This window comes from Acinetobacter sp. HZNU-JH01 (assembly GCF_037996845.1).
In the GTDB taxonomy this organism is placed as follows: domain Bacteria; phylum Pseudomonadota; class Gammaproteobacteria; order Pseudomonadales; family Moraxellaceae; genus Acinetobacter; species Acinetobacter haemolyticus.
The window spans coordinates 2,958,782-2,971,794 of record NZ_JBBMZX010000001.1 but is presented as its reverse complement, the minus strand read 5'-3'; the positions used below and the strand labels follow the sequence as shown (position 1 = coordinate 2,971,794).

At 41.3% G+C, this 13,013-nt stretch carries 13 protein-coding genes; 10 read left to right on the top strand and 3 right to left on the bottom strand.

Translation table 11 applies throughout. The features are described from left to right. The first annotated feature begins 23 nt into the window (after positions 1–23). Positions 24–788 carry a nitroreductase family protein gene (locus AAC851_RS14005; RefSeq protein ID WP_134251810.1) on the top strand — a complete coding sequence of 255 codons (765 nt, stop codon included), beginning with the start codon at positions 24–26 and terminating at the stop codon, positions 786–788. A gap of 1 nt (position 789) precedes the next feature. Here AAC851_RS14005 and AAC851_RS14000 read toward each other — a convergent pair whose 3' ends face one another. Together AAC851_RS14000 and AAC851_RS13995 are read right to left on the bottom strand one after the other, a co-directional pair. Beyond that, on the bottom strand, positions 790–1,104 hold the full coding sequence (locus AAC851_RS14000; protein ID WP_118901688.1) for an NGG1p interacting factor NIF3: 315 nt from the start codon (positions 1,102–1,104) through the stop codon (positions 790–792). Between the two features lie 67 nt (positions 1,105–1,171). Then, positions 1,172–1,297 (bottom strand): KGW motif small protein, encoded by a 126-nt coding sequence (locus AAC851_RS13995; protein WP_252716470.1) that lies wholly within the window; start codon positions 1,295–1,297, stop codon positions 1,172–1,174. A 275-nt stretch (positions 1,298–1,572) separates the two neighbouring features. Between AAC851_RS13995 and AAC851_RS13990 the strand changes: the two genes are divergently transcribed. Beyond that, positions 1,573–2,049 carry a DUF1643 domain-containing protein gene (locus AAC851_RS13990; RefSeq protein ID WP_118901691.1) on the top strand — a complete coding sequence of 159 codons (477 nt, stop codon included), beginning with the start codon at positions 1,573–1,575 and terminating at the stop codon, positions 2,047–2,049. A gap of 93 nt (positions 2,050–2,142) precedes the next feature. Here AAC851_RS13990 and purL read toward each other — a convergent pair whose 3' ends face one another. Continuing rightward, a complete protein-coding gene (gene purL, locus AAC851_RS13985; RefSeq protein ID WP_340600982.1) occupies positions 2,143–5,994 on the bottom strand; it encodes a phosphoribosylformylglycinamidine synthase in 3,852 nt (1,283 codons plus the stop codon). Positions 5,995–6,346: 352 nt separating this feature from the next. Between purL and AAC851_RS13980 the strand changes: the two genes are divergently transcribed. The 8 genes from AAC851_RS13980 (at position 6,347) to tolA (ending at position 12,993) form a co-directional block, all read left to right on the top strand. Then, complete coding sequence (locus tag AAC851_RS13980; protein WP_075315150.1) at positions 6,347–7,687, top strand: deoxyguanosinetriphosphate triphosphohydrolase; 1,341 nt, start codon at positions 6,347–6,349, stop codon at positions 7,685–7,687. Positions 7,688–7,760: 73 nt separating this feature from the next. Beyond that, positions 7,761–8,366 (top strand): Holliday junction branch migration protein RuvA, encoded by a 606-nt coding sequence (ruvA, locus tag AAC851_RS13975; protein ID WP_340600981.1) that lies wholly within the window; start codon positions 7,761–7,763, stop codon positions 8,364–8,366. Between the two features lie 7 nt (positions 8,367–8,373). Further along, on the top strand, positions 8,374–9,372 hold the full coding sequence (gene ruvB, locus AAC851_RS13970; protein ID WP_005084513.1) for a Holliday junction branch migration DNA helicase RuvB: 999 nt from the start codon (positions 8,374–8,376) through the stop codon (positions 9,370–9,372). Positions 9,373–9,383: 11 nt separating this feature from the next. Then, positions 9,384–10,046, top strand: coding sequence for a hypothetical protein (locus tag AAC851_RS13965; protein ID WP_125501042.1), 663 nt, complete (start codon positions 9,384–9,386; stop codon positions 10,044–10,046). A gap of 91 nt (positions 10,047–10,137) precedes the next feature. Next, positions 10,138–10,551, top strand: a complete 414-nt coding sequence (gene ybgC / locus AAC851_RS13960; protein WP_004640100.1) for a tol-pal system-associated acyl-CoA thioesterase — start codon at positions 10,138–10,140, stop codon at positions 10,549–10,551. Positions 10,552–10,570: 19 nt separating this feature from the next. Then, on the top strand, positions 10,571–11,269 hold the full coding sequence (tolQ, locus tag AAC851_RS13955) for a protein TolQ (RefSeq protein ID WP_075315144.1): 699 nt from the start codon (positions 10,571–10,573) through the stop codon (positions 11,267–11,269). Beyond that, positions 11,269–11,721 carry a protein TolR gene (gene tolR, locus AAC851_RS13950; protein WP_004640103.1) on the top strand — a complete coding sequence of 151 codons (453 nt, stop codon included), beginning with the start codon at positions 11,269–11,271 and terminating at the stop codon, positions 11,719–11,721. Before tolQ ends, tolR begins: the two co-directional genes overlap by 1 nt. Before the next feature lie 3 nt (positions 11,722–11,724). Continuing rightward, positions 11,725–12,993 (top strand): cell envelope integrity protein TolA, encoded by a 1,269-nt coding sequence (gene tolA, locus AAC851_RS13945; protein WP_340600980.1) that lies wholly within the window; start codon positions 11,725–11,727, stop codon positions 12,991–12,993. Positions 12,994–13,013 lie beyond the last annotated feature (20 nt).

Genomic DNA, 13,013 nt, shown 5'->3' with positions numbered 1-13,013 from the left:
ACATTTTGGAAAATATCGAACTCATGACCACTTCAAATGCAACCGCCGAAAAGAAACGCTACTACGAACCTGCTCCACAAGATATTGATGTTGCCAATTTCCGCAAAGTCGTTGAAAGCCGTCGTTCAGTACGTAAGTTCACGGATAAACCGATTCCAAGTGAAATTTTAGATGAATGTTTAGATTTGGCACTTCTTGCACCCAACTCATCAAACTTACAACCTTGGACGTTTTATGTCGTACAAAACCCAGCCAAGAAAAAACAACTGGTTAAAGCGTGTTTAGGGCAACTTGCTGCGAAAACAGCATCTGAATTGATCGTCTGTGTCGCTCGTACAGATCGTGTTGATGAGATGGCAAAACTAAATATCACCGAATTTCCATTTCCCGAAGCACCACCAGCAGTTCAAAAGTATTACCGCTTTATTCCCTACAACTATAAAACAGGTTATTTCAATGCATTAGGTAACTTCAAAAAAGTTGCATTTAAAGTAGCCCGTACACTTGATAAACAACTTCCTGTGACTGCATTTAACCCTGCCGATGCCAAATTATGGGCAACTAAAACCACAGCGCTTGCTTGTGAAAACCTAGTATTGGCGTTACGTGCCTATGGTTTTGATAGTTGTATGATGGAAGGTTTTGATGAGCCTTTAGTGCGAAAAATCTTAAAACTCAATGATCAGCAACATCCTGTTATGGTAATTGGTGCGGGCGAACGTGCCAAAGACGGCGTATTCTTCCCACAATATCGTTTTGATCGTGATTTATTTATTCAAAAAGTATAAATTAATCAAAAGCTAATATTTGGATAAACTCAAAGGCAGGCTCTTCATAAGGATGGCTTGCCTTTAATGCCTTTGCCACATCACTGGCTTTTTCTTCAGGCACAATGGTTTCAACCCGCCATTCTTTTAGTTGTTCGAGTTCATCTAATTGCCCAAGAAAAGGATTTGCACCTTTAATAGGCTTAAATTGCCCTATTCCTTTCACTTGCCAAGCACAGTGTTCATAATTGCCAATACCACCAGCACCCGCTTCAAAAATAGCAAGTTTAGTTGATTCAAGATGTGATTCAGGTACGTAATAAATAAGTTTTAGCATAAGTTGAATGGCTGAGTAAGTTAAGCTGTACTCAAATCATAGCTTTAAAAAAGGTTAAGAATCAAAGTTAAATATTTATTAGGACATAACTCAAACTTATGAATAAGATTTGGAGAACAACAGTTAAACCAAACCAAAACCAGCCTTTTCCTTTGCTATGGATCGTCCTCATGTAATTTTCGTTTTTCATCATGTTGTTCTCCGATTTTTATGATCATTATTGAGAAAGCAAAAATTGAACCAGTTTTTTTAAAATAACTGAAAGCATCATGCTATTCAATTTTTATCCTGTCATGTAAGAATCACTTATCTCTGTTACATCAAAAATTAGCAAGCTTCATAGATTTTAGGTGTAATTCAGGGCATAAATAGATTGTTTCCATCATTAAGAATACTTTAGCGAAAGGTCAGTTGTCTCTGAGCTTTACTTATGATTTTATTGACTTATTAATTTTAGGAAAACACATAATGGAAAAAGGTGCAGATATTTCAGAATGCAATAAATATCGTTATTCACTTTGGAGAGTTTGGGATAAAAATAAACCCATATTCACATTTATAGGACTAAATCCATCAACGGCAGATCATCTTCAAGATGATCCAACAATTACTCGTTGTATCAACTTTGCTCAAAGTTGGGGTGGTGGTGGTATCTATATGGCGAATTTATTTGCATATCGAGCAACCAACCCACAAGATATGATGGCTCAAGATGATCCTATCGGCGCTAAAAATGATGAATACTTAAAACAATTATCATCACAATCAAAATATATTATTGCGTGTTGGGGAAATGTAGGTATCTATAAACAAAGATCCTCATTTGTCAAAGACTTGCTCAAAGGTCAGTTACATTATTTGGAGTTAAATAAAACTGGTGAACCTAAACATCCGTTATATATCCATTCTTCTACTCAGATAAAACCATACATAGATGAAATCTAACTGTTTTTTTAACATTTTTATACTTATAAACATCTAAATAAAAAACACCACCTGAAAATTTCAAGTGGTGTTTTCATTTATTGAATTGATTTATCAACCAATAAATTTACGGGCATTGCGGAACATACGCAACCAAGCACCATCTTCAGCCCAATCTTCAGGCTTCCAAGAATGCTGTAAAGCACGGAAGTTACGCTCAGGGTGCGGCATCATGACTGTCGCACGACCATCTTTAGAGGTTTGACCTGTAATCGCTTCAGGCGATCCATTTGGGTTTAATGGATAATGTTGAGTTGGATTACCCAAGCTATCTACATAACGCAAGACGACTTGGTTCTCTGCATTTAAAGCAGCAAGTTGTTGTTCTGTCGCAACTAAACGGCCTTCACCATGCGCAACTGCGATTGGTAAAATTGAGCCGTGCATATCTTCAAGCAACACAGAAACAGATTTCTCTACACGAACATTCACTGTACGCGCTTCAAATACTTCTGACATGTTACGGTGGAAACGCCCCCAATGCTCTGCACCAGGAATCAGCGGAGCAAGTTGTGACATCATTTGACAACCGTTACATACGCCTAAGCTGAATGTATTTTCACGATGGAAGAATTGTTCGAACTGATCACGTAATTTCGGGTTGAACAATACTGATTTCGCCCAGCCGCCACCAGCACCCATCACGTCACCGTATGAGAAGCCGCCACATGCAACTAAACCTTCAAAGTCGCTTAAGCTCACGCGACCTGCAAGTAAATCACTCATGTGTACGTCGATGGTGTTGAAGCCAACTTTGTCAAAGGCAGCAGCCATTTCCACATGACCATTTACACCTTGCTCACGCAAAATTGCCATATTTGGACGACGTGTATTGATAAACGGCGCTTCAACTGGTTCATTTAGGTCATAAGTTGGTTGAGCAATTAAACCTTTGTGGTTTTTATCTGCAATTAAGGCAAATTCTTGATCAGCTGTTTCAACGTTGTCACGTAAACGTTGGATCTGGTGAGATACTTCAGCCCAAGCTTGTTGCAAGTCGCTTCGCTCAAGTGTTAAACCATTTACAACCAATTGATCAGTTGTATTCACACGACCAACAACTGCAATGGCATCTTTCAAGCTAGATGCCGCAACTTCAACTTCTAACTGTGCCCAATCAGCAGCCGTAATTTGAAGTACTGCACCAATTTCTTCAGCAAATAAACTTTCAGTTGATTGATTTTCTAGAGCAACACCTAAACGCGAAGCAAACATCATTTCAGCAACAGTCGCCAATAAACCGCCATCACCGATGTCATGGTAAGCCTTGATCAAACCACGATTGTTCCAGTCTTGAATCAAGGCAAAGAATGCTTTGAAGTCATCAAAACTATCAACATCTGGAGTAACCGAACCGATTGCTTTATAGACTTGCGCAAGGATCGAACCACCTAAACGGAATTGACCTTTAGACAAATCAATACGTACCAGTACAGAGCCTTCAGCGTTTCCTAAAGAATCTGCTAAGTCCTTCAATTCAGGTGTTAATGTTTTACGTACATCTAAAACAGGTGCAAATGCAGTGATTACGCCTGTCATTGGAGAAGTAACGGCTTTATCCTCGCCATCATTCCAAGTGGTACGCATTGAAAGTGAGTCTTTACCGACAGGAATAGCGATACCCAATGCAGGACACATTTCCATACCAATCGCTTTCACACCTTCAAACAAGGCTTGATCTTCACCTTTTTGACCAGCCGCAGCCATCCAGTTTGCAGAAAGCTTGATATCACTAATTTGTTCGATGTTAGCACAGGCAATATTGGTAATTGCTTCCGCAACCGCTAAACGAGCCGATGCTGCTGGATTTAACAATGCCACAGGTGGACGTTCGCCCATTGCCATTGCTTCACCAGTAAAGCCTTGCAAGCTAGTGGTGGTTACTGCTGCATCTGCAACAGGAACCTGCCAGCGACCCACCATCTGGTCACGTGCAACCATACCCGTAATCGAGCGGTCACCAATCGTGATCAAGAATGATTTAGACGCAACTGTTGGATTCTTCAATACACGGAAAATTGCATCTTTCAAGTCAACTTTCGCAGCATCAAAATCATTACCTGTACGTTCAATCGTCTCATAAGAACGTTGCATACGCGGTGTACCGCCTAAGATCACCTGCATTGGAATATCAACAGGCTTGTTTTCAAACAACGGATCTTCAACGGTTAAGTGACGCGCTTCAGTCGCTTCACCGAGTACCGCAAACGGACAACGCTCACGTGCACAAATTTCTTCAAACTGTTCTAAAGACTCTGGACGAATAGCAAGCACATAACGTTCTTGCGCTTCATTTGACCAGATTTCCATCGGGCTCATGCCTGGCTCTAATGATGGAATTTTACGCAGGTTCAGCACCGCACCCAACTCATGATCATTCACAAGTTCAGGCATCGCATTTGATAGACCACCCGCACCCACGTCATGTACAGACACGATTGGGTTAAAGTCTTCTAAGCGCCAGCATGTATCAATGACTTCTTGGCAACGGCGTTCCATTTCTGGGTTTTCACGTTGTACCGAAGCAAAGTCCAAGCTCTCGCCCATGGTTCCGCTATCGACAGAAGACGCTGCACCACCGCCAAGACCAATTAACATGGCTGGACCACCCAATACAATGAGTAAGTCACCTGGTTGGATTGCATCTTTTTCAACATGGTCAGGACGGATGTTACCGTAACCACCTGCGATCATGATTGGCTTATGGAAACCTTTCACTTCACCATTGACATTCTGTTCGAAAGTACGGAAATAACCATTTAAAGCTGGGCGACCAAATTCGTTGTTAAACGCAGCACCACCGAGTGGACCTTCAATCATGATTTGTAATGGCGATGCCATACGTGAAGGTTTACCGTAGTTTTCTTCCCAAGGCTGTTCAAAACCTGGAATATTTAAGTTTGAAACGGTAAAGCCAGTTAGACCCGCTTTCGGTTTACCACCACGACCTGTTGCACCTTCATCACGGATTTCACCTCCCGAACCTGTTGCAGCTCCCGCAAATGGAGAAATTGCGGTTGGGTGGTTATGGGTTTCCACTTTCATTAAAATGTGGGCAGCTTGACTCTTATACTTATAGACAAAGTGACCATTTTCATCCGCTTTTGGATAAAAACGCATGGTGTCATAACCCACGATCACAGATGCGTTATCTTTATAGGCGGATAACACATCCGTTGGTGATTCTTTATAGGTATTCTTAATCATTTGGAACAAGGATAATGGCTGTTTTTCACCATCAATTGTCCATTCAGAACCAAAGATTTTATGACGACAATGCTCAGAGTTTGCTTGAGCAAACATCATCAATTCGATGTCATTTGGATTACGACCAAGCTTAGTAAATGCTTCGGTTAAGTAATCAATTTCCTGCTCAGATAAAGCAAAGCCAAACTCATTGTTGGCTTTCACTAACGCTTGTTTTCCTTGCCCCAGAATATCAATTGAGTTCAGCGGTTTTGGCGCTGTTTCAGTAAATAATGCTTTTGCATCTTCAATTTGAGCAAAAACAGTTTCTGTCATACGGTCATGCAAAGCCAATTTCACTTCATTTGAAACGTCTTTCACACCTTTCAGTGTAAACAATATTCCACGTTCCAAACGGTGAATTGGCGTATTGCAGTTCTGGAAAATATCGGTTGCTTTAGATGACCACGGCGAGATTGTACCGACACGTGGTGTCACTAAAATCTGGATCTCATCACTTGCAGCCTGGCGAAGTTCAAAAGATTGACCATCGTTTAACAGTTGTAATGCCGATTGATGTTGCTGCTCGTTGAGCGCTTGATCAAACAAATAGACCCATTGGCTGTCAAAAGATTGAACAGAACTCATTGACGCTAAACGGTTTAAGAGTTGAGCTTTCTTAAAAGAAGAATGTGCTGATGCACCGGCCACGATAAACATGTTGACTTTGGCTCCACGGGCAGATCGAACAGACCCACCGCAATGTGACTTATGAAAGAGCGCATATTCTACTGTGAAAGCCTCTTTTCAGCTAGCCATATCCAACTTAAAAATCAGAGTTTTCGACGATGAATGCCCTATTTCTGTCTCGCCTGATCTATTTTACTTTATTCGTAACAATTCTTTTATTTTGCAGAACAAATCACATTTCAGTTTTTTAAATATTTGACCGATTATTTTAGTGATTATTCTGATTTAGTTTTCTATCAACAAGACAATCTATGTCGCGCTACGCTAGTGCTTTAATCTTTTTTTTGGCATGATGAAGCGAACTTAGTTTGAATAATGATAAATGGAACAAATGCGTTGGTTGGAATTGCTATCTGCAATTCGTTTAGGTAGTAAAAAAAGCAGCAATGAGTTGGCTCGAAGCCCATTCCACAAAGACTACGACAGAATTATATTTTCCCAAAGCTTTCGTCAACTGAATAGAAAAACACAGGTTCACCCTCTGACTCAACATGATGGGATTCATACACGTCTGACTCATTCACTTGAAGTCTCTTGTATTGGTCGTTCACTCGGTATGCTAGCTGCAGAAAAAATCAAAGATGAATTACCGATGTGGATTTCCCCTGCCGATGTTGGTGCGATTATCCAGGCCGCCTGTCTAGCCCATGATATTGGCAATCCACCCTTTGGTCATGCAGGTGAATATGCCATTCGTGAATGGTTTGATGATGCCTCACATCGCGACTTTCTAACCAAACTGACCCCAGAAGAAGAAGCTGATGTACGTCAGTTCGAAGGCAATGCTCAAGGACTTCGCCTGCTTAGCCGGATTGATTATCATCCAGATGATGGCGGAATGCGCCTAACCTGTGCCACGCTGGGTGCTTATTTAAAATATCCGTGGCTGTCTAAAACGATTGAAGAACAAGGTGATACCCCTTCTCATCAACGGGCAAAATTTGGCTGTTATCAGTCTGAAAAAGAAATTTTAAAACAATTGGCTGAACAGCTCGGTTTAATTCAACTGGGTGAATATCATTATTGCCGTCATCCACTGACCTATTTATTAGAAGCAGCTGATGACATTTGCTATGCGCTAATTGATCTGGAAGATGGCATTATTCTCAATATGTTGAACTATGCTGAAGTTGAACCGATTTTCCTGAATTTGATTGCTGATTATGGCTATCCAGAGGAATTGCATTTACCGCATACCACTTGGCAGCAAAAAATTGCAGCATTACGCGGACGCGTCATGAAGCGTTTGGTCGATGAAGTCACCACTGCGTTTGCAAAACATCATTTTGAAATTTTGACAGGTCAACTCAAAGGTAGCCTATTACAATATTGCTCACCAGATATTGAGGCAGGCATTCAAACGGCGAAGAATCTGGCACGTGACCGAATTTTTGAACATCCTCAAAAATCAGGTTTAGAAATTATTGCCCATCAAAGTCTACAAACCATTCTGGATGCATTTATTCCTTTGACCATGCCGCATAAGACATTAAGCTTTAAAGAACAGCGATTAATGTCAATTTTGCAACATTCAGGCGTAAATCTGCAAAACAACCATTATAATAATATTATGCAAGTCTTGGATATTATTAGTAAGTTCTCTGACCATCAGGCTTATAGTCTGGCGCAAGAGTTGCAAGGAAATAAAATAGGATTCTTTTAAAGGCTTAAATTAAGCTCTGTTAGTCTCTTAAATCACCAACTAAATTGTTTTAAAAAATAGTGAAATTTTACTCATGATCGGATGTTTAATTGGCGAAGTGTTTGCCCTGGAAGCCCCAACCGTATTACTCAACGTGAATGGCGTTGGCTATGAAATCGACACCCCACTTTCAACATTTTGCCAATTACAAAAAGGACAGAAAGTCACACTATGGACGCATTTAGTTGTTCGGGAAGATGCTCAGCAACTTTATGGTTTTATTGATTCGCAAGAGAAAACTATTTTCCGCACATTGCTTAAAGTCAATGGTGTTGGACCAAAAATGGCATTAGGAATTCTCTCAACATTAAGTGTAGAACTACTCATCCATACGATTGAACACGATGATATTAATACACTGATTAAAGTTCCTGGTGTCGGTAAAAAAACTGCCGAGCGTTTAATGATTGAATTACGTGATCGTTTTAAAGCTTTGGCAAATTCAACTGGCGGCACAACAAATACTGCAGCTGCTCAAATTCAATTTATGGCAAACTCACCTGTTGCCGAAGCCGAAGCCGCATTACAATCGTTGGGTTATAAACCTGCTGAAGCACAAAAAGCTGTTGCTGCTGTGAAAGCAGACTATACTGAGTCTGCCGATATTATTCGTGCTGCGCTTAAATCCATGATGAAGTAATTGATATATGCAAGATCGTCTTATTAGCGGAACAGAAAAACCAGAAGATCATTTTGATCGCGCCATTCGCCCTACGTCATTGGCTGACTATATTGGTCAACCTGTAGTCCGTGAGCAAATGGAAATCTTCATCGGCGCAGCTCGCGGTCGTGGTGAGGCCTTAGACCATACCCTGATTTTTGGTCCACCAGGTTTGGGTAAAACCACACTGGCAAACATTATCGCGCGAGAAATGGGTGGCAATTTAAAGTCAACCTCTGGCCCAGTACTGGAACGCGCTGGTGACTTAGCAGCAATGCTGACCAATCTTGAAGAAGGTGATGTTCTGTTTATTGACGAAATTCATCGTCTTTCACCCGTGATTGAAGAAATTCTCTATCCAGCAATGGAAGATTACCAACTCGATATTATGATTGGTGAAGGCCCTGCTGCCCGTTCAATTAAGCTTGATTTACCACCATTTACACTCGTAGCTGCAACCACACGCGCTGGCTTACTGACCTCTCCTCTACGCGATCGTTTCGGTATTGTACAGCGTCTTGAGTTTTACTCTGTCGAAGACTTAACTCATATTGTTACTCGTTCTGCAAACCTCATGGATGTGCCAATCACGCATGATGGCTCAATGGAAATTGCACGTCGCTCACGTGGTACACCTCGTATTGCCAACCGCCTGTTACGTCGAGTTCGTGACTATGCTCAAGTCAAAGGGACTGGTGAAATTACTCAAGACATGGCTCAACGTGCCTTAGATATGTTAAATGTCGATAAGGATGGTTTAGATACACTAGACCGCCGTTATTTGTCTATGCTTTTAGAACGTTTTGAAGGACGACCAACTGGTGTTGAAGCTTTGGCAGCGGCAATGGCTGAAGACAGTGGAACACTGGAGGATGTGATTGAACCTTATTTGATTCAGCAAGGCTATGTGATGCGAACTGCACGTGGTCGTATTGCAACCAATATGGCTTATTTACAATTTGGTATGACACCGCCTGAATCATAATTGGATAAATAATGAATTCAACTGCTGATGAGTTACAACTTATAGAAAAAATTAAAGCATCTTATCAAGATGTTATTTCTGATTTACCACCTACCGAAGTGTTACCTCGACATGTCAAATTCTCGGAATACTGCCAAGAGCAAAGACATTTTTTAGATGCACTTCTCAAAGCTCATTCTGCATTGTCACTTTCTTGCCAACTAATCGATTCAAAACAACAAGCTGTTTCCCTTTCTAGTGAGCAGCTTGAACAATTCAACAGCACCACACATTTGGATTGGTCACTCAGATCGCTTTCCTTTGACCTTACGCATGCTGCAATCTTTATTTCATTATGCTTTCAAGACGATCTAAAGCAGATGGTCGAGGAGCATCGCCCACCGCGCAAACCGATACTGAGTTTTAAAAACTTGGCAATTTTATTGATCAGTTGCTGTATGCTCGGCATTTCACTTTACTTATTTAACCAAGCCCCTGAATGGTTGGTATTTATCATTTTTGCAGTTGGTTTTTTAGGTTTATGTATGCTATACGACAGTGTAAAAGATTACGTTCAATACAATAAAGTAAAAGATGATCCTCTAAAAACCTTGATTGTTGCAGGCTATTTTGCTGAACATTTAGAAGATTATGCAACGCAGACTTTAATCTTAGATAAAAACTCAAACGAATAGCTTGCTTGATCTGTTGTGCCATTTGCCCCAAAAATCAATATGCTAAACTGCGACACTATTCAACACCTTGTATCAAGAATGGATTTTTATCATGGCAAATCATTTTGAATTTAATATCCGTGTATATATTGAAGATACAGATGCAGGCGGTATCGTCTACCATGCCAATCATATTCGCTTCATGGAACGAGCGCGTACCGAATGGTTGCGTGCAGCCGGCGTAGATCACTACTGGCATCAACAGGACTACAACTTCGTCGTACACCAAATTCAAGTCAAATATGTACGCCCTATATTAATGGATGATTTGATTACCGTTACAGCGCGTGTTATTTCGTGTAAAGCTGCATCTTTTGTATTGCAACAGAATATATATCGTGGTGAAATCTTGCTGGCTTCTGGTGAGGTTGTGTTGGCATGTCTAAACAAAGAATTGATGCCTCGACGCCTTCCTCAAGAAATTCGTGATCTGATTCAAAAAGAATTAGCACAGGACGAAAAATAAACTTTTGGCACAGTGACTTATGGCAACTAATTTAGAATCTTCAATGCACATTTCTGACCTTATTTTACAAGCAAGCCCTGTTGTACAACTGGTCATGCTGATCTTATTACTTGCCTCAATCTATAGTTGGTATGTGATTGCTAAATTGCATATGAGCTTTAAAAAAACGGGGCAAGATGATGAGCATTTTCAAAAAATGTTCTGGTCTGGTGCTGAGCTAAATACCCTATATAACAATGCCCAATTGAACTCTAAACGTAACGGTTTAGAAGATGTTTTTTATCAAGGTTTATCTGAGTTCTTTAAACTTAAAAAACGCAAAGCTGACACAGCTCAAACCATTGAAGGTACTGAACGTATGTTGCGCGTTGGTTTAAGCCGTGAACAAGGCGGCTTAGAGCAAAACCTAGGCATATTAGCAAGCATTGGTTCTGTCGCTCCATACATTGGTTTATTCGGTACCGTTTGGGGCATCATGAATGCCTTTATTGGTCTTGCTGCAGTTGATCAAGTGACTTTGGCCACTGTTGCCCCAGGAATCGCAGAAGCATTAATTGCAACTGCAATTGGTCTATTTGCTGCGATTCCAGCAGTACTTGCATTTAACCATTTTACAGCGAAAGGTGAAGCTATCTATTCAGATCGTGCTCTTTTTGCGGAAGAAATGGTGGCGCTGTTACAACGTCAATCGATTGGAACGGCTCAGGAAGATGCATAATGGCGATTCAACGATCAGGGCGTTTTGAACGCATCAAAAAGCCGCTCAAAAGCGATATGAATGTCGTTCCTTATATTGACGTCATGCTTGTGCTGTTAGTCATTTTTATGGTGACTGCACCGATGATTACCAGTGGAATCAAGGTTGATTTGCCACAAGCCAATAACAATCCAATTGAGTCAAAAGAGCGACCACCAATCGTTACTCTCGGTAGCAATGGCAATATTTATTTAGAATATAAAGAGCATGATAAAAATCAGGTTCTGTCATTTCAAGAGTTAGAAAGTATTCTAAATGATGCTCAAACCCAAGCCGAGCAAGAAAATAAAACGCTGACCGTTTTGGTAAATGGTGATCAATCACGTCCTTATGGTGATGTGATTGCTCTAATGGCAAGTTTACAAAATGCGGGTCTAACTGAAGTCGGTCTGCTGACTAAGCCGTTAGAATAAACTATGAAAAAATTCCAAAAGCCGCCTTTTAAAGAAAAACAAAATGCGATCGCACTAGCTTTTACGCTAGGTATTCATGCTGTGGCTATTGTTGGCTTGTTGTACTTAGGTATGAGCAAACCTCTTGAGCAACCAAAAAAAGTAAAAACGATTTTGGTCAATCCAGATGACTTACCTCAAACAATCGATTATGAAACCACAGCTGAAAATCAAGCCGAAGAGATTCAAAGCCCTATTTTAGATAAGACGTTGCCACAAAATTTACCAGCAACGCCATCACAGCCGACTGAACAACAGCTTGCAGCTGAAAAACAGAAGGCAGAACAAATCCAACAAGACAAACTAGCTGCTCAACAACGTCAAGCGGAAGCAGATGCTAAACGCAAAGCTGAGGCAGATGCTAAGCGCAAAGCCGAAGCGGATGCAAAAGCCGAAGCGGATGCTAAAGCAAAAGCCGAAGCAGATGCCAAAGCAAAAGCTGCCGCAGATGCTAAACGTAGAGCAGATGCCAAAGCAAAAGCCGAAGCAGATGCCAAAGCAAAAGCCGAAGCAGATGCTAAACGCAAAGCCGAGGCAGATGCTAAGCGCAAAGCCGAAGCAGATGCCAAAGCAAAAGCTGCCGCAGATGCTAAACGTAGAGCTGAAGCAGATGCCAAAGCAAAAGCCGAAGCAGATGCTAAGCGCAAAGCCGAAGCAGATGCTAAGCGCAAAGCCGAAGCAGATGCCAAAGCAAAAGCCGAGGCAGATGCTAAGCGCAAAGCCGAAGCGGATGCTAAAGCAAAAGCCGAGGCAGATGCTAAGCGCAAAGCCGAAGCGGATGCTAAAGCAAAAGCCGAAGCAGATGCTAAACGCAAAGCCGAGGCAGATGCCAAAGCAAAAGCCGAGGCGGATGCTAAACGCAAAGCCGAAGCAGATGCCAAAGCAAAAGCCGAGGCGGATGCTAAAGCTGCTGCCGCAAAACAGGCGGAACAAGAGGCAGCCCAGAAAAAAGCTGAATCTAGACGTATTGCTTCAACAGCTAAACGTGATTTCGAACAGAAAATTTACCGTGCTTGGAATATGCCATTAGGCTCATCAGGTCAAAGAGCTAGTGCCCGTGTAACATTAAGTGATAGTGGTGCGGTCTTATCTGTTGTTGTAACAGCAAGTGATCCTGATGTTAAAGCTAGTGTTGAAGCAGCGATACGAGCAGCAGCTCCTTATCCGATGCCAGAAGATCCAGATGCAAGACGTGAAGCTCGAAGCTTTACTTCAAATTTCACAGCAAAATAGTAATAAATGGTTAACGTTAC

Bases quoted from the DNA above. Each gene is read 5' to 3' on its own strand.
- AAC851_RS14005 (WP_134251810.1), top strand. From the start codon at position 24: ATGACCACTTCAAATGCAACCGCCGAAAAGAAACGCTACTACGAACCT.
- AAC851_RS14000 (WP_118901688.1), bottom strand. From the start codon at position 1,104: ATGCTAAAACTTATTTATTACGTACCTGAATCACATCTTGAATCAACT.
- AAC851_RS13995 (WP_252716470.1), bottom strand. From the start codon at position 1,297: ATGATGAAAAACGAAAATTACATGAGGACGATCCATAGCAAAGGAAAA.
- AAC851_RS13990 (WP_118901691.1), top strand. From the start codon at position 1,573: ATGGAAAAAGGTGCAGATATTTCAGAATGCAATAAATATCGTTATTCA.
- purL (WP_340600982.1), bottom strand. From the start codon at position 5,994: ATGTTTATCGTGGCCGGTGCATCAGCACATTCTTCTTTTAAGAAAGCT.
- AAC851_RS13980 (WP_075315150.1), top strand. From the start codon at position 6,347: ATGGAACAAATGCGTTGGTTGGAATTGCTATCTGCAATTCGTTTAGGT.
- ruvA (WP_340600981.1), top strand. From the start codon at position 7,761: ATGATCGGATGTTTAATTGGCGAAGTGTTTGCCCTGGAAGCCCCAACC.
- ruvB (WP_005084513.1), top strand. From the start codon at position 8,374: ATGCAAGATCGTCTTATTAGCGGAACAGAAAAACCAGAAGATCATTTT.
- AAC851_RS13965 (WP_125501042.1), top strand. From the start codon at position 9,384: ATGAATTCAACTGCTGATGAGTTACAACTTATAGAAAAAATTAAAGCA.
- ybgC (WP_004640100.1), top strand. From the start codon at position 10,138: ATGGCAAATCATTTTGAATTTAATATCCGTGTATATATTGAAGATACA.
- tolQ (WP_075315144.1), top strand. From the start codon at position 10,571: ATGGCAACTAATTTAGAATCTTCAATGCACATTTCTGACCTTATTTTA.
- tolR (WP_004640103.1), top strand. From the start codon at position 11,269: ATGGCGATTCAACGATCAGGGCGTTTTGAACGCATCAAAAAGCCGCTC.
- tolA (WP_340600980.1), top strand. From the start codon at position 11,725: ATGAAAAAATTCCAAAAGCCGCCTTTTAAAGAAAAACAAAATGCGATC.